Genomic DNA, 15,719 nt, shown 5'->3' with positions numbered 1-15,719 from the left:
TCTCGTCAGGTACCTTACACGCCCCCGTCGGGCGCGCTGACGTCGACGCAGTCAGATCTGCGGCGGGTCCGTCCGCGGCTGCGCGGCGGCGGCCGCCCGCACCTGCGGAGCGAGTTCGGCGATCGTCCCGAGCACTCCGTTGACGAAGGCCGGGGAATCGTCGGTGGACAGTTCCTTGGCCAGTTCGACGGCCTCATCCACCACCACGACCGGGTCGACGTCGGTGGCATTGAACAATTCCCACGTCGCCTGACGCAGTATGGCGCGATCGACCGCCGGCAGGCGCTCGAGGGTCCACCCCTTCAGATGCGAGGAGATCACCGCGTCGATCTGGGTGCTGTCGGCGACGAGGCCGTCGATCACCCGCTGGGTGTAGGGATGAATCTGTCCGACGCTCTCGTCGGAGTTCACCAGGATGCGGCGTTCGGCGATGAGGCTGTCGGGGGCAACCCCCTTGGCCTCCGCTTCGAACAACAGGTCAACGGCGCGTCTGCGCGCCTTGTGTCGGGTTCCGGGCTGCTTCACGTGGGGAGGTCTCGCTCAGCTGTTGACGCGGCCGAGGTAGCTGCCGTCGCGGGAATCGACCTTCAGCTTGTCGCCGGTGTTGATGAACAGCGGAACCTGGATCTCGGCGCCGCTCTCCATGGTGGCGGGCTTGGTGCCACCGGTGGAACGGTCACCCTGCAGACCGGGATCGGTGTGGGTCACCTCCATCTCGACGGTGACCGGAAGCTCGATGAACAGCGGATTGCCGTCGTTGAGCGAGACCTGCACGGTCATGTTCTCCAGCAGGAAGCGGGCGCCGTCACCGACGACGGCCGGCGGGAGTGCGTACTGCTCGTAGTCCTGGGTGTCCATGAAGACGTAGTCGGTGCCGTCGTTGTAGAGGAATGTCATGTCACGGCGGTCGACGGTCGCGGTCTCGACCTTCACACCGGCGTTGAAGGTCTTGTCGACGGTCTTGCCCGAGAGCACGTTCTTGATCTTGGTCCGCACGAAGGCCGGGCCCTTGCCGGGCTTGACGTGCTGGAATTCGAGGATCTGCCACAGCTGGTCGTCCATGCGCAGCACGAGGCCGTTCTTGAAATCGGCGGTGGTCGCCATAGGTCGTCTTCTTTCCTGGTTTTCGTCTGATTGCCGTCAGATGACGGTGAATGCCTTGTCGGTGGCGGTCAGCAGCTCCGGATCGCCGTCGGTGACGACGAGGGTGTCCTCGATCCTGACTCCGCCTCGTCCCGGGAGGTACACCCCGGGTTCCACGGTCACCGCTGCGCCGCATGGCAGTGTACCCGTCGCGAGTTTGCCGATTCCCGGTGCTTCGTGAATCTGCAGGCCGACGCCGTGGCCGAGGCCGTGTACGTAGTCCTCCCCGTGGCCTGCGTCGGCGATGATCGTGCGGGCGGCGGCGTCGATCTCGCGCAGATCGGCACCCGGTGCCAGCGCTGCCCGGCCGGCGGCCTGCGCGGCCGCGACGAGGTCGTAGATGTCCTTCTGCCACGCTGCCGCCCGACGTAGCACGAAGGTGCGGGTCATATCCGAGTGATAGCCGCCGTAGAGCGCCCCGAAGTCGATCTTGACCAGGTCACCGTCGGCGAGGACCGCGTCCGTCGGCCGATGATGCGGGATCGCCGAATGTGCGCCGGCGGCGACGATCGTCTCGAAGGCGATGCCATCGGCACCGAGCCGGTACATCGCCCACTCGAGGGCCCGCGCGACCTCGCGTTCGGTGGCCCCGGCCCGGATCACGCCGTCGGCGATGATCGCGGCCAGCGCGTCGTCGCCGATGGCACAGGCCCGGCGCAGCAGCGCGACCTCACCGGCGTCCTTCACCTCGCGGAGGCCCTCGACCAGGCCCGATCGGCCGACCAGTTCGACACCGTCGGGTGAGTCGTCGGCCAGTCGCCGGTGCGCGGCGACGGTCAGGGCGTCGGCCTCGAACCCGATCCTCGTGGCCCCCGCCGCGGCGGCGACCCCGAGCAGTTCCCGCGGGCAGTCGCGTGCGATGACGGCGGTGAGGTCACCGGCCTGCGCGGCGACCTGGGTGAGATATCGGCCATCGGTGCAGATGCGGTCGGCGTCGGGACCCGACGCCGAGACGAGCAGCGCGCCGTTGGAGCCGGTGAATCCGGTCAGATACCGCAGGTTGATCAGGTCGGACACGATCAGCGCGTCGACGGGCGTCTCGTGCGCGGTCAGCAGACCTCGCAGGCGTTCGCGGCGGGCGGCGTGGTCGGGGGTGGTGGGCATTCCTCCACGCTACGACGTCGTCGGCACTTTCGACGCGGCCGCCGCCCCGGCCGGCGACGCTCACCGGCAACGCCCAACTGTGGCCAACGGCACTCTCCGAGTTCCCTCTCTTGTACTCTTCTCACCATGGCTCTCCCCTGGTTGCTGCGCGGTGTGGTGATGACCGCCGTCCACGTCGGTGTCCGCGTACTCCTCGGCATCGCGATCATCCACTCCCCACTGCATTCCACGGTGTGGAAGACCATCGCTGTGGCAGCTGTCGTCCTCGTGGCGGTGCTGTGGGGCGGAATCGACGGCATCTCCGACGCACGCGCCAATCCCGACCCGGACGACTACGACGACCTCACCGTGCGCTGGCTCAAGGCCGGCGTTCTGGCGGGCGCCGCGTCGGCGATCATCTCGTGGGTGCTGGGCACCTTCGTGTTCGCCGGGATCGGCCAGGCCAATTTCGCCGTCGAGTTGTTCGCCGGCGGTTCGTTCACGGCGCTGCTGATCTTCGTGCCCGCCTTCGTGGGCGCGGCGGTCGGTCGCTTCCTGATCCGGCGTGATCAGCGCAAGAACGCACCCGACACCAGCGACTGGTCGGTGCATCCCGACGCGGAGAAGACCGAGCAGATCGAGCGGGTCTGAGGCTAGTCCGGCTGTTCTGACAGGCCCGACAAGTCCGATGGGGCCAAGCTGGTTCAGGACGTGTCGAGCCGGTAGTGGAGCCTGGCGGCCAGGACACGTTCGATCCGGCTGTTGCGAGGGTTCATGCCGATGGCGGCCAGTTCCTCGAGCTCACGTTCCCGGTCGGCATCGCTGGTACGGATGCCGCCATCACGGATGCGGTGCTGACGTGCTTATCCCTCGGTGGTCGTGTCGCTGAGGTTGATCCGGGTACGGGAGACACGATCGAGCGCGGCAACGGTGTCAGGGTCATCGGGATCGTCGGTGATCGGGACACCGTCTCCGTCGAAGATGACCAGGTCGATCTCCCCGGTGTTGGTGACACCAGGTTCGTCAGAATGCCCGCCAGGCCCGTCTCGCGGGTCGGGTGGTCGGGGTTCGACGGGATCGGATTGGGCTGCGCCGGAATCGCATTCGTCGACGCCTGGTTCAGGCTGGTCAGCGACGCCGGACTCGTGGTCGTCATCCTGATCGACGCTGTCGACGATGCTCGAGGAGTCCGCGGCCGGAGCCGGATGATCCTTCGGAACACCACGATCGGACAAGGTTTCGGCATCCACAGCCGGCGGCGCGGTGTCCTCGTCGTCGCTGTCGGAGTCGGGATCAGCCGGTACATCGACGTCGACGGTGGCGTCGGCTTCGATGTCAGCAGTTTCGGCATCGACCACTTCGGTGTCTGCGGGTTCGGTTGCGCCGGCACCACTATCAGCGTCGCTGGTGGTGAGGTCGCGGTGGATCTGGTCGCGGATCTGGTCGAGTTTCTGCTCGTAGAGTGCGGTGATGTCGGGGTGATCGTTGACGATCTTCGGGTTCTCCGGCATGCCGGGTGCGGCGTTGAGTTGCCACCAGCACCGACCGGCCAGCGGCCCGTCTTCGTAGATGCCGGTGGTGTACTGCCCAGGGTTCGGCCCGACCATCCGGTTGTGCGGCCCGCACGCCGGCGCCAGATCGGTGATGTCGGTTTTCCCGCCGTCGGCCCAGTCCTCTTTGGCGTGATGCATTTCCGAGTGGGAGGCGGGTTGTCCGCAGCCGGGGAAGGAGCACACCTCACCGCCGGTGCGGGAGAACGACGCGATCCGCTGCTCGGTGGATGCCAGGCGGCGGGACCGCCCGAGATACAGGGGCAGGTCGATGGCGTCGGAGAACACCGCCAGAAACTGCTGCAGATCGTTGGGATCCTCGATGTCACCCAGCGCACTCAGCAAATCCGGAATAGGAATGGTGGATCCAGACGCGGTGGTGGCATACCCGGCGCCGGCCAACAGATCTTGCAGGAAGGTTTTGATGATCAACGCGACCGGCAAACCCCGATGCGTTTTGCCGAGGACTCCTTCTTTCATCGCCGACACCAACAACACGTGCATCGCATCATGATTGCGTTGCGCCTGAGAACGATCGTCACGCTTCACTGCAGCGGCGAGCACGTCGGGGTCGGCATCCCCGATCGCACCGGTCGGCGACTCCAGATCACTCAAATTATTCATCCCAGGTTGCGCCCACGCATCCAACATGGAGTCCCACAAGGCACGGGTGACCGGGGGCAGGTGCCCGTTGAGTTTCGCCATCCCATCGACACGGGACTGGTTGATCCACAGGTTGCGACGCTGTTGGCGTTCCTTCTCCTCCACCAACTGCCCGTCGGGGTCGAGGTGCGCCAGAATTCGGGCACCCATCTTGGTGATGTCGGCGGGGATGTGTTCGGTGGCTTTCTCACCCAAGGTGGCTTCGGCGGCGACCTTCTTGTCATGGGGTACGGCGCTCGGGATGTTGTCCAGGGCTTCCAACGCTGCCGACAGGTGGGTGTGACCGATCAGACCCTTCTCATACGCTTTGGCCAGCGTCGGGAATTTCGGTTCCTCGGGTTGTCCGGTCAAACCGTGGAATCGGGCGGTGGCCTTCATATGGGCGATGCGCATGGTGGGTTGCGCGATCCGCAGATCGTAGTTCAGGAAGTTCGACAGGCTGACTTTGCCGACTTTGCGGTGCACACCACGATCCGAGATTTCCAGGATCGCGCGGTCGCCCTGGAAGTGGGTGCGGGTGGCGATCTGTTCGGACAGTTTCGCCGCCTCGACGACCTCGAGGTCGGAGCATGCGGTCATCGGAGTCTTCGCCAGCTCGTCGAGCATCGCGTTGATCTGTGCATCAGCTGCAGTGGTCGTGACATGGGACTGTCGGTGGTGTCTGTCATGCTGATGTCACCTCCCCCGAGAAGGCCGTTGTGGCGTATGTGTTCTATTATAGCCACTCTCGAAGGCACTCGCAATTGTTTTCTATCCACAGGTTGTGGATACGTGAATGTGGTTGGGGTGCTGGCTATTTCCAGCCTTGTGTCACCGGGTCTCGACACGGTTCGACCGGCGAGATGAGGGGCCCGACCAGCGGGATGGGTGATCGACCGGCGAGATGAGGGGCCCGACCAGCGGGATGGGTGATCGACCGGCGGGATGTGGGGCCGGTCGGCGAAATGTGGGTGCTCGGCCGGCGGGATAGCGGCTCGACCAGCGGGATAGAGGCTCGACCGACGGGATGAGGGTGTTCGACCGGCGGAAGGTGTTGTCAGTACAACGGTTCGCCGGGCAACGGATCGCGCCCGATCGTCGGATCGAAGGGCAGATTCCGGATCAGTTCGGGCCGTTCGTCGTACGGCTCGACGAGCGGCTCCGCCGTGCGCAGGTACTCACCGAGGTAGTCGAAGAACCACATCCGGAACGACCCGTCGTCGAGGCGATACCCGCGTTGGAGCGCCCCGGACACCAGGTCGAAACCTAAGTCGGGCGAACATGTCCCGAAGGCGTCGAGGAAATCGGCGCATCGCTCGTCGTCGAACCACATCACCCGGCGTACGTCCGGGTCGTCGTCGGTGTCGTGCGCCGCCCACCACCGTTTCTGTTCGGCGTCCGACATGCCCCAGAGTGGGCTGGCCGTCGGCGTGGTCGACCACCGGAATGCCGGATCGTTCACCTGGAACAGACCCCACTCGCCCTGCCCCCAGGTTGCGACCGGCGACGCCAGACGCGCCCGCGCCAGCCGCCACCCCGGCAGTGGTTCGCCGAAATAGACCGGCGACACCAGGCACTGCTCACACACGCGCGGCCGCCCCGACGACTACAACAGGGTGGCGCCGTTCGGCGCGGCGTCGGCAGCCACCGCCGAGTAGGCGGCAGCGATCAGCGACGGATCCGGTCCCTCGAGTCGCCCCGGCTTGGCGAGCCCGTCGAGGACGACGAAACGCATCACACCCGAGCGGTTCTTCTTGTCCCCGGCCATGGTTGTCAGCAGGTCACCGAGCGCGTCGGCGTCGTAGGTGGTGGGCAATCCGACGAGATCGAGGATCGACTTGTGACGGTCGGCAGTGGCGTCGTCCAGGCGCCCGGCCAGGCGCGCGAGCTCGGCGGCGAACACCAGTCCGACGGCCACGGCGGCACCGTGGCGCCAGCGGTACCGTTCACGCCGCTCGATGGCATGGCCGAGGGTGTGCCCGTAGTTCAGGATCTCGCGGAGTGAGGCCTCTTTGAGGTCGGCGGACACCACGTCGGCCTTCACCTGCACCGACCGCCGGATGAGCTCCGGCAGCACCGTTCCGGTGGGATCGGTGGCCGCGGCCGGATCCGCCTCGATGAGGTCGAGGATCACCGGATCGGCGATGAAACCGGTCTTGATGACCTCGGCGAGGCCGGCGATGACCTCGTTGCGCGGCACGGTCTCGAGGGTGGCGATGTCGATGAGGACGGCGTCGGGTTCGTGGAAGGCCCCGACGAGATTCTTCCCGGCGTCGGTGTTGATGCCGGTCTTGCCGCCGACGGCGGCGTCGACCATGGCCAGCAGGGTCGTCGGGACGTGGATGACGCCGATGCCACGCATCCAGGTGGCGGCGACGAATCCGGCGAGGTCGGTGGCCGCTCCCCCACCCAGCGACACGATCTTGTCGTTGCGTTTCAGGCCGATCCGGCCGCACACGTCCCAGCAGAACTCGGCGACCTTGAGGTCCTTACCCGCCTCGGCGTCCGGGATCTCCACCCGGTGCGCATCGAATCCTTTGTCGGACAGGAACTCCCGGATCTGTTCGGCGGTCTGTGCGAGGGTCGGCTGATACAGGACGGCCACGCGGTCGGCACCGGCCGCGGCCTGCGCGAGGTCACCGAGAAGGCCCCGACCGATGATGACGTCATAGGGCGACGACGCGTTGACGGCGATGCGGACGGGTTCGGTCGACGTGGCAGGGTCGGTCATGACGTCCTCTCGGGAACGAGTTCGCGAAGTTCGTGGGCGATGGCGGTGACGATCTCGTCGGCGACCTGCTCGGGATCACCGGCCGCGGCATCGACCTCGATGGTGGCCACTCCGGCGTAGGTGTCGGCGCGCTGCTCGAGCAATTCGCGGTATCGCGCAGCGGGATCGGCGGATGCGAGCAGCGGCCGATCCGAACCCGACACCCGCGCGAAGCCGGATTCGGCACCGACACGCAGATGAATCACCCGGTGTCCGGCGAGTGCGTCGGCGACCGCCGGCGTGGTCACCGCACCGCCACCGAGTGCGACGATTCCGCGATGATTCTCGAGGATGTCGAGGACGACGTCGCGTTCGATCTCCCGGAACCGGGTCGGGCCGGAGCCGGTGAAGATCTCCGGGATGGTCTGCCCCACGCGGTGTTCGATCTCGGTGTCGGTGTCGATGAAATCGACACCGAGGCGATCGGCGAGAACCTTTCCGACGGTGGACTTTCCGGCGCCCATGAAGCCGATGAGGACCGCAACCGGGCGGTCGGGCCCGCCGACCTGTGCGCCGCTGTCGGGGGCCGTCATGAGCGGGGCGGCCGGGTCGCGATGTGTTTCAGGTACCCGCGCAGGTTCTCACTGGTCTCGGCCACCGAATCGCCACCGAACTTCTCCAGCGCGGCCTGTGCCAGCACGAGCGCGACCATCGACTCGGCGACCACACCCGCGGCGGGCACCGCACACACATCCGAGCGTTGATGGATCGCACTGGCCTGATCACCGGTGCTCATGTCGATCGTCGACAACGCCCGCGGCACGGTCGAGATCGGCTTCATCGCCGCACGTACCCGGATGTCCTCGCCATTGGACATGCCGCCCTCCAGACCGCCCGCGCGGTTGGTGGACCGCAGTACGCCGTCGGGGCCGGGCACCATCTCGTCGTGCGCCTGGCTGCCGCGGCGGCGCGCGGTGGCGAAGCCGTCGCCGACCTCGACACCCTTGATGGCCTGGATGCCCATGAGGGCACCGGCCAGGCGCGCGTCGAGTCGGGTCTCGCCGCTCACATGGGAACCGAGTCCGACCGGCACATTGGTGGCGACCACCTCGACGACGCCGCCGAGGGTGTCGCCGTCCTTCTTGGCGGCCTCGATCTCGGCGATCATCTGCGTCTCGGCCGTCGTATCGAAGGCCCGCACCGGGCTGGCGTCGATGGCCTCGAGATCGGCGATCGTCGGGGCCGGACCCGCATAGGGATCGCTCGCACCGATCGAGATGACGTGGGAGACGATGTCGATCCCGAGTACCTGGCGCAGGAAGTTGCGGGCCACGGTCCCGGCGGCCACCCGGGCGGCGGTCTCGCGGGCACTGGCCCGCTCGAGGATCGGCCGCGCATCGTCGAAGCCGTATTTGAGCATGCCGGAGAAATCGGCATGCCCGGGACGTGGCCGGGTCAGCGGCGCGTTCCGCGCGCTGCCCTCGAGTTCGGCGGCGTCGACGGGATCGGCGGCCATCACGGTTTCCCACTTGGGCCACTCGGTATTGCCGATCTCGATCGCGATCGGCCCGCCCATGGATCGGCCATGACGCATGCCGCCGATCACGGTGACCTTGTCGGCCTCGAACTTCATCCGGGCGCCCCGGCCGTAGCCGAGTCGACGACGGGCCAATTGCAGGGCGATATCCGATGACGTGACCTCGACTCCGGCGACCATCCCCTCGACGATCGCCACGAGGGCCGGGCCATGGGACTCTCCGGCGGTTATCCAGCGCAACACAAGGATCAATTGTTCCATGCGCCGACGACGACCCCGACCGCGGCCGTGGCCAGGAAGGCCCCGGCGAGGGCGGGCCCGTGCGGTCGGCGCACTCGCCCACCGCGACCGAGCACGAATTCGGCCAGCGTGATCACCTGCGCGATCAGCACCATCACCAGCGCCGACACCGGATCGCCGAGCACACCACCGAGGACGAAGGCGAGCTTGACGTCGCCGGCGCCACACGCACCTGCGAGGAATCCCGACAGGTAGGCCAGGGACCCGGCGACCGCCGCTGCCAACACGACGGGATGGATGGCGCCGGCGATGATCATCGCCGCGACACCGGGGACGATGGCGATGTTCGGTATCCGGGAATGCCGGTGATCGAATCCGGCGATCACCGCCAGCCACGCGAGGATCACCGAGGTTGCCGACGCCGTAAGCGCCGCTGCAGGGGTCATCGGTGCAGTGTCACCGACGATGGGCACCACGCCACGTCACCGACGCGGGCATCGCCGCCCACCTGTGAGCCCCGGAGGCTCTGGGGATGACGGGTGAGGACGCGCGGGCGGCGGGGTCTCCCCGGTCGGCGCGCACCGGCTCACTCGGCCGCAGCGCCGATCGCCGCGGCCATCGCCTCCCGCGGAGCGGGGTACCCGGTGAACTGCTCCACCTGGGAGAAGGCCTGGTTCAGCAACATCACCAGACCACCGACCACCCGTCCGCCGGCCTCGGTGACCGCGGCGGCGAGCGGGGTCGGCCACGGATCGTAGATCACGTCGACCACCCGGGCGGCCGCCGACAGCGAGCCGACCACGGCGGCGGCCCCCGCGGCAGGTGCGGTCGACACCGTCACCGCGGATTCGGCGCAGCGCCGGGTGAGGTCGTCGTCGGAGGCGAACGGCAGCAGGGATGCGCGGACCCCGAGTCGGTCGGCGAGGTCGAGGACACCGCGGGCCCGGTCGGCACTTCGGGCGACGACGGTCACGTCGTCGACTCCGGCCGCCACCAGCGCGGCGACCGTGGGCAGGGCCGTCCCACCGGCTCCGACGACGACGGCCGCGCGCGGCAGCGTGGTGCCGACCGTCTCGGGGAGCACCCCGAGTGCGGCGAGCGCGCCGGTCATCCCGTCGATGTCGGTGTTGTCGGCACGCCATCCCGCCTCGGTCCGGACCAGGGTGTTGGCGGATCCCACCAGCACGGCCCGCGGGGTGCGTTCGTCGGCGACCGCGAGGGCCGCCAGCTTCGCCGGCATCGTCACCGAGAACCCGACCTGCGCCGGGCTCGCCGACCGCACGATCGTCGGCAGGTGCTCGGCGGTGCACTCGGTACGCACGTAGGTCCAGTCGGTCAGGCCGAGAGCACGATATGCCGCCAGATGCAGGTCCGGTGACCGCGAATGTGAAATGGGTGAGCCGAGCACGGCCGCGGCACGCGCATGTCGTCCGCCCACCGGCCCGGCCAACCCCGGCCGGTCCAACGGCGGAGGGCTCACCGGCACGTGATGAACCTGTTGCGGCACGCGGTGCTGATGTTGCGCCGATGCTGATCGAAGTCGGCGGTGAACAGGGTCGTCCCCTTCGCGTCGACGGTGACGAAGTACAGCCAGTTGCCGTCGGCGGGTTGCTCCATCGCCTCGAGTGCCTGCTCCTCGACCGCCCCGATCGGGGTGGGTGGCAGCCCCCGGATCACATAGGTGTTCCACGGCGTACCGGCCCGCAGGTCCTCGTCGTGCACGTTGAGGTCGACCACCTGCGCGGTGTAGTTGGCCGTCGAGTCGAACTCCAACTTCTGACCCTTGTCCAGCCGGTTGAGGATGACCCGGGCCACCTTGGGGTAGTCGGCCGGATTGACCTCGCCCTGCAGGAGCGATGCCGCGACCAGCGTCTGGTACGGGCTCAGACCGGAGCTGTTGTTGCTCAACAGCCCCCACTTCTCATACATCGCGGCGCTCTGGGTGATCAGTGAGCGCAGGATCTCGGTGGCCGACTGACCCGGGTCGATCGATTCCCACGTCCCGGGGGCGATGAGGCCCTCGATCCGACGATGGTCACCGTCCAGACCGGTCACCGCGTCGCGCGCCCACGACGGAATCCCCAGATCGGCGACACTCGCCTGCGCGGCGGCGTCGTCGAGTTGCTCGACAGTCACCCCGATGCGTTGGCCGTTGATGTCCACCCCGGTCTGGTTGGCGATCATCTCGAAGATGCCCGGGGTGACCCGCCCGGAGGTGTCCCGTTTGGTGTCCACCGGGGTGCCCGGGGGAACCACGATCCGCCCGACGCGGTGCGTCGCATCCGGATCGGAGATCATCTCGACCGCCGTCGACGCCGGGATCTCGGTGCGCATCTTGTAGTACCCACTCGACAACGACGCATCACCCGCGGCATCGACGAAGGCGTGCACGCTGCCGACCACGTCGTCGTCGACGAGGATCTGCCCCATCTGCTTGATCGTCGTGTCATCGGGGATGTGCACCAACACGTCCCCGGTGCCCTGGGCGTTCGTATAGTCCTTGCGCGAATCGAGCAGTCCGGCCTTCTTCGCTCCCACCAGACCGACGCCGACCACCAGCAGCAACACCACGACGGCGGCGACGATCATCCCGATCCGACGACGTCGACGACGGCGAATCCCGGCGGGCCGCCGATCCGGATGATCGTCGACCGGTGCTCCGCCGGTGTCTGCGACGACGGTGTCGGCCGCGGTCCGGTGATCGGCGGTGTCGTGCGCGATGACGGTGTCGTGGGCCGCGGTGTCGGCGAAACCGGAACCGCCCTCGTCCGACACGGTCGGATCTGCCAGTGCCGCAAGCGCTCCGGGCGCCACCACCCGTGACGTGGGGGCGACGGATGTCGGGTCGACCGTCTCGGTGGGCACCTCATCGGTGCCGAATCCGTCGAGGTCGCTCGGCTCTGTCTGTTCGGTCTGCTCGGTGCCGACCTGGTCCGCATCGACGTCTTCCCCGGGCGGAGCGGTGGGCGTCGCGTCGGTGACCGACTGCTCGATGACCGGCTGCTCGGTGACCGGCTGTTCGGTGACCGGCTGCTCGATGACCTCGCTCGAAGGCTCGGGACGCTTGCGCAGGTCGGTGACGGCGGCCTCGTCGACCGTCGGCGTCGCGACCGGCGCCATCTTGCGGGTGTCGATCGTGGTGTCGATCGTGTCGGTGCGAGCCACCCGGGCCCGCATCGAGGTCGGCGCGGACCCCGTCGGGGCGGCGCCCGGTGAGGCGGGCGCGCTGCTGCGGTTCGGGGCGGGGGTGGTCGCCGGAGCCGGACCGGCGGTGCCGTCCGCGCGGCGCCGGCGGTGCCGGGTGCTGGGTCGACCCTCGACCGATTGCGTGAAGTACCGCAACCGTTCGGGATCCATGCTCCCGCCCGTGTGATCGGAGTGCTCTCGATGGCGACTCCGATGCCGTTCGTCGGTCACCGCGGATACCCTCCCTGGTTCCGGTTCGACGGTGTGGCTGCTCGCCGCACCGCCCCCCGGCACGTGCGCACTTCACGCAGCACCACCGCTGCGTGACGATCGGACTCTCCGATCGATGGACGTCGGCCGAACGCGCGCGGACTCATCGTCGCGCGTCCAGCCATCCCTGCAGAATAGCGACCGCGGCCGCCTGATCAATGACCCCGCGCGAAGACTTTGCCGAACGGCCGCTGGCGCGCAATGCCTGCGCGGCGGTGACCGTAGTGAGACGCTCGTCCACATATTCCACCTCGACCGGCGCGATTGCGCTGGTCAGGGCGTCGCCGAACTCCCGGGCCGCCGTCACCGCGACGCCATCGGTGTTACGCAATGTCTTGGGCAACCCGATGATCACGCCGATCGCCTCGTACTCGGCCACCAGCGTGGCGATCCGGGCGATGTCGGTGCCACCGGAGGTGTCGCGACGCACGGTTTCCACCGGCGTGGCGAGGATGCCGTCGGGATCGCAGACCGCCACACCGATGCGCACACTACCCACATCGATGCCGAGGCGACGTCCCCGCTGCAATGGCATCAGCCGAGCAACTCGCGAATCCGGCGGACCGCCGCGTCGACGCCGTCGGGATTGGTGCCCGATCCCTGCGCGAGATCCGGTTTGCCGCCGCCGCGGCCGCCGACGAGTCCGGCGATGTCCTTGACGATGTCACCGGCCTTGGTGCCCGCGGAGCGCGCCGCGTCGGTCGTGGCGATGACGAACGGCACCTTGGTGTCGGCGCCGTCCCCGGTGGTCGAGAAGAGCGCGACGACCGCCGCCCGATCGGCGACCCGGCCCCGCAGATCGGTGGCCACCGACCGCAGACCGTTCGCGTCCAGGCCCGGCAGGGTACCGCTGACCAGCAGTGTCGAGCCCACCGTCGTCGCCTCGTCGAGCAGTCCGGAGGCCGCCGCGCGTGCCGCGTCGGCCCGCAACTTCTCCACCTGCTTCTCGGCGTCGCGCAGCTTCGTGACGAGGGACTCGACGCGTCCGGGCACCTCCTCGGAGGGCACCTTCAACGACGACGCCAGCCCGGCGAGCAGGGCGCGTTCCTTGGACAGGTATCGGAACGAGTCCATCCCGACGTAGGCCTCGACGCGTCGGACACCCGATCCGACCGAGGATTCACCGATCACCGTCACCGGCCCGATCTGCGCCGACGATGCGACGTGGGTGCCACCGCACAGTTCCATCGAGAACGGCCCGCCGATCTCGACGACGCGGACCTCGTCGCCGTAGTTCTCGCCGAACAGGGCGAGCGCCCCCATCGCCTTGGCCTCGGTCAACCCGGTCTCGAAGGTGTTCACCGGATAGTTGGCCTCGACGGCGGCGTTGCTGATCTCCTCGATCTCGGTGCGCTGCGCCTCGGTCAGTGCCGAGCCGGAATGGAAGTCGAAACGCAGGTATCCGGGGCGATTGAGCGAGCCGGCCTGCGTGGCGCTCGGACCGAGGACCTGCCGCAGCGCGGCATGCACCATGTGCGTTCCGGAGTGTCCCTGGGTCGCGCCGTGCCGCCACGCCTGGTCGACCGCCGCGATCACCTCGTCGCCCTCGACGATCTCGCCGGCCTCGACGACCACACTGTGCAACCACACGGTCTTACCCGCACGCTGGACATCGCGCACCCGCAGGCGGGCGCCGGTGCTGGTGGTGATGGCACCGGTGTCGGCCATCTGACCGCCGGACTCCGCGTACAGCGGCGTGCGGTCGAGGATCACGGTGAGTTCCTGCCCCGCGGTGGCGTTGCGTACCCGCACCCCGTCGGCGACGAGTCCGAGAACGCGGGCCTCCGACACCAGCTCGTCATAGCCGGTGAACTCGGTGGGACCGCGGTCGAGGAATTCGCGGTACACCCCAGCGTCGGCGTGCCCGGTCTTGCGGGCCGTCGCATCGGCCTTGGCGCGGGCCTTCTGTTCGGCCATGAGTTCGGTGAAGCCGGTCTCGTCGACCTTCAGCCCGGCCTCCGCGGCCATCTCCAGGGTCAGGTCGATGGGGAAGCCGTAGGTGTCGTGCAGGGTGAAGGCGTCGTTGCCGGACAGGACCGTTTTGTCGGCCTTCTTGGTGGCGGCGGCCGCGTCGGCGAACAGCTTGGTGCCGGCGGCGAGGGTCTTGGCGAAGCTGTTCTCCTCCCCCTCGGCGACGGTGAGGATGTGGTCCCGCTGCGCGGCGAGTTCCGGATACGACGGCGCCATCAGGTCGATCGCCATGCCGACGAACGCTCCGATCGTCGGTCCCTGTGCGCCGAGCAGACGCGCCGAGCGGACCACGCGGCGCAGGAGTCGGCGCAGCACGTAGCCGCGGCCGTCGTTGCCGGGCAGCACGCCGTCGCCGATGAGCATCGCCGAGGTGCGGGTGTGGTCGGCGATGACGCGGAATTTCACGTCATCGTCGTGATGGCCGGCGCCGTAGGCGCGTCCGGTGACCTCGGCGGCGAGGTCGATGATCGGCTTGAGCAGATCGGTTTCGTAGACGTTGTCGACGCCCTGCAGCAGGCATGCGACACGTTCGATACCCATGCCGGTGTCGATGTTCTTCTTGGGCAGCGGCCCGAGGATCTCGTAGTCCTCCTTGCCGCCGCCGGGGCCGCGGACGTTCTGCATGAACACGAGATTCCAGATCTCGATGTATCGGTCCTCGTCGGCCTCCGGGCCGCCCTCGACGCCGTAGTCGGGGCCGCGGTCGTAGAAGATCTCCGAACACGGACCGCACGGCCCGGGCACACCCATCGACCAGTAATTGTCCTTCAGGCCGCGCCGCTGGATGCGTTCGGCGGGCACCCCGATCTCTTCGCGCCAGATGGACTCGGCCTCGTCGTCGTCGAGATAGACCGTGGGCCACAGCTTTTCGGCCGGGATGCCGTATCCGCCGTCGTCGACGCTGTTGGTCAGCAGCGTCCACGCGAAGTTGATGGCCTCGCGCTTGAAATAGTCGCCGAAGGAGAAGTTGCCGGCCATCTGGAAGAACGTGTTGTGGCGGGTGGTGATGCCGACCTCGTCGATGTCGAGGGTGCGGACGCACTTCTGCACGCTGGTCGCGCGATCGAACGGCGGTGTCTGCTCGCCGAGGAAGTACGGCTTGAACGGCACCATGCCCGCGTTGACGAACAACAGGTTCGGGTCGTCGAGGATGAGCGAGGCGCTGGGCACCTCGGTGTGCCCGGCGGAGATGAAGTGATCCAGGAATCGCTTCCGGATGTCATGCGTCTGCACTGCGGTGTCGTCCTCGGGAAGTGGTTGGGCTATCTGCGACTTACCAGCCTACCGTCGAGTACTCATCGGTGATCTCACCGGCGCCGGGATACGCCTCGCCACGCCCGTCACACCCGGCTCATGAGCGGCGGACAGTGGGAGGACGCTGTCAACG

Annotated in this window: 15 protein-coding genes; 2 read left to right on the top strand and 13 right to left on the bottom strand. The window is 68.0% G+C overall.

Annotation, left to right across the window (positions count from 1 at the left end; all coding sequences use genetic code 11):
- Positions 1-51: 51 nt before the first annotated feature.
- Genes nusB through ABLE92_RS05620 form a run of 3 tightly spaced genes read right to left on the bottom strand, consistent with a single transcriptional unit; the run spans position 52 to position 2,247 of the window.
- Positions 52-525: a transcription antitermination factor NusB gene (gene nusB, locus ABLE92_RS05630; protein ID WP_348803684.1), complete on the bottom strand. Its 474-nt coding sequence runs from the start codon at positions 523-525 to the stop codon at positions 52-54.
- A 15-nt stretch (positions 526-540) separates the two neighbouring features.
- A complete protein-coding gene (gene efp, locus ABLE92_RS05625; protein ID WP_348803683.1) occupies positions 541-1,104 on the bottom strand; it encodes an elongation factor P in 564 nt (187 codons plus the stop codon).
- A 36-nt stretch (positions 1,105-1,140) separates the two neighbouring features.
- Complete coding sequence (locus tag ABLE92_RS05620) at positions 1,141-2,247, bottom strand: M24 family metallopeptidase (protein ID WP_348803682.1); 1,107 nt, start codon at positions 2,245-2,247, stop codon at positions 1,141-1,143.
- A gap of 126 nt (positions 2,248-2,373) precedes the next feature.
- On the opposite strand from ABLE92_RS05620, the gene ABLE92_RS05615 reads away from it, so the two are divergent.
- The gene (locus ABLE92_RS05615; RefSeq protein WP_348803681.1) at positions 2,374-2,877 is read left to right on the top strand and encodes a B-4DMT family transporter; all 504 of its coding nucleotides are present in this window, start codon (positions 2,374-2,376) and stop codon (positions 2,875-2,877) included.
- A 212-nt stretch (positions 2,878-3,089) separates the two neighbouring features.
- Here ABLE92_RS05615 and ABLE92_RS05610 read toward each other — a convergent pair whose 3' ends face one another.
- The 8 genes from ABLE92_RS05610 to mltG form a co-directional block, all read right to left on the bottom strand.
- A complete protein-coding gene (locus tag ABLE92_RS05610; protein WP_348803680.1) occupies positions 3,090-5,045 on the bottom strand; it encodes a DUF222 domain-containing protein in 1,956 nt (651 codons plus the stop codon).
- A 430-nt stretch (positions 5,046-5,475) separates the two neighbouring features.
- A complete protein-coding gene (locus tag ABLE92_RS05605; RefSeq protein ID WP_348803679.1) occupies positions 5,476-5,988 on the bottom strand; it encodes a hypothetical protein in 513 nt (170 codons plus the stop codon).
- 36 nt (positions 5,989-6,024) lie between these two features.
- The gene (aroB, locus tag ABLE92_RS05600; protein ID WP_348803678.1) at positions 6,025-7,149 is read right to left on the bottom strand and encodes a 3-dehydroquinate synthase; all 1,125 of its coding nucleotides are present in this window, start codon (positions 7,147-7,149) and stop codon (positions 6,025-6,027) included.
- Entirely contained in the window at positions 7,146-7,721 is a 576-nt protein-coding gene (locus tag ABLE92_RS05595) for a shikimate kinase (RefSeq protein WP_348803677.1), read from the bottom strand. Before ABLE92_RS05595 ends, aroB begins: the two co-directional genes overlap by 4 nt.
- Positions 7,718-8,926: a chorismate synthase gene (gene aroC / locus ABLE92_RS05590; RefSeq protein ID WP_348803676.1), complete on the bottom strand. Its 1,209-nt coding sequence runs from the start codon at positions 8,924-8,926 to the stop codon at positions 7,718-7,720. Before aroC ends, ABLE92_RS05595 begins: the two co-directional genes overlap by 4 nt.
- Positions 8,914-9,351 carry a prepilin peptidase gene (locus ABLE92_RS05585; protein WP_348803675.1) on the bottom strand — a complete coding sequence of 146 codons (438 nt, stop codon included), beginning with the start codon at positions 9,349-9,351 and terminating at the stop codon, positions 8,914-8,916. The genes aroC and ABLE92_RS05585 overlap by 13 nt, the downstream gene beginning before the upstream one ends.
- A gap of 140 nt (positions 9,352-9,491) precedes the next feature.
- Positions 9,492-10,385 (bottom strand): shikimate dehydrogenase, encoded by an 894-nt coding sequence (locus ABLE92_RS05580; protein ID WP_348803674.1) that lies wholly within the window; start codon positions 10,383-10,385, stop codon positions 9,492-9,494.
- Positions 10,382-12,070: an endolytic transglycosylase MltG gene (gene mltG, locus ABLE92_RS05575; RefSeq protein ID WP_348808676.1), complete on the bottom strand. Its 1,689-nt coding sequence runs from the start codon at positions 12,068-12,070 to the stop codon at positions 10,382-10,384. Before mltG ends, ABLE92_RS05580 begins: the two co-directional genes overlap by 4 nt.
- Here mltG and ABLE92_RS26115 point away from each other — a divergent pair.
- Complete coding sequence (locus ABLE92_RS26115; RefSeq protein ID WP_348808677.1) at positions 12,054-12,278, top strand: hypothetical protein; 225 nt, start codon at positions 12,054-12,056, stop codon at positions 12,276-12,278. The genes mltG and ABLE92_RS26115 overlap by 17 nt on opposite strands.
- 186 nt (positions 12,279-12,464) lie before the next feature.
- Here ABLE92_RS26115 and ruvX read toward each other — a convergent pair whose 3' ends face one another.
- On the bottom strand, positions 12,465-12,896 hold the full coding sequence (ruvX, locus tag ABLE92_RS05570; protein ID WP_348803672.1) for a Holliday junction resolvase RuvX: 432 nt from the start codon (positions 12,894-12,896) through the stop codon (positions 12,465-12,467).
- Positions 12,896-15,565: an alanine--tRNA ligase gene (gene alaS / locus ABLE92_RS05565; RefSeq protein WP_348803670.1), complete on the bottom strand. Its 2,670-nt coding sequence runs from the start codon at positions 15,563-15,565 to the stop codon at positions 12,896-12,898. Before alaS ends, ruvX begins: the two co-directional genes overlap by 1 nt.
- Positions 15,566-15,719 lie beyond the last annotated feature (154 nt).

This window comes from Gordonia oleivorans, from assembly GCF_040044975.1.
Taxonomy (GTDB): Bacteria; Actinomycetota; Actinomycetes; order Mycobacteriales; family Mycobacteriaceae; genus Gordonia; species Gordonia oleivorans.
Note: the sequence above shows the minus strand (reverse complement) of the source record. Positions and strands in the feature narration are given on the sequence as shown.

Excerpts from the sequence above, each read along its gene's own strand:
- efp (WP_348803683.1), bottom strand. The coding sequence starts at position 1,104 with ATGGCGACCACCGCCGATTTCAAGAACGGCCTCGTGCTGCGCATGGAC.
- ABLE92_RS05615 (WP_348803681.1), top strand. The coding sequence starts at position 2,374 with ATGGCTCTCCCCTGGTTGCTGCGCGGTGTGGTGATGACCGCCGTCCAC.
- ABLE92_RS05610 (WP_348803680.1), bottom strand. The coding sequence starts at position 5,045 with ATGCTCGACGAGCTGGCGAAGACTCCGATGACCGCATGCTCCGACCTC.
- aroC (WP_348803676.1), bottom strand. The coding sequence starts at position 8,926 with ATGGAACAATTGATCCTTGTGTTGCGCTGGATAACCGCCGGAGAGTCC.
- ABLE92_RS05620 (WP_348803682.1), bottom strand. The coding sequence starts at position 2,247 with ATGCCCACCACCCCCGACCACGCCGCCCGCCGCGAACGCCTGCGAGGT.
- ABLE92_RS05585 (WP_348803675.1), bottom strand. The coding sequence starts at position 9,351 with ATGACCCCTGCAGCGGCGCTTACGGCGTCGGCAACCTCGGTGATCCTC.
- aroB (WP_348803678.1), bottom strand. The coding sequence starts at position 7,149 with ATGACCGACCCTGCCACGTCGACCGAACCCGTCCGCATCGCCGTCAAC.
- ABLE92_RS05595 (WP_348803677.1), bottom strand. The coding sequence starts at position 7,721 with ATGACGGCCCCCGACAGCGGCGCACAGGTCGGCGGGCCCGACCGCCCG.
- ruvX (WP_348803672.1), bottom strand. The coding sequence starts at position 12,896 with ATGCCATTGCAGCGGGGACGTCGCCTCGGCATCGATGTGGGTAGTGTG.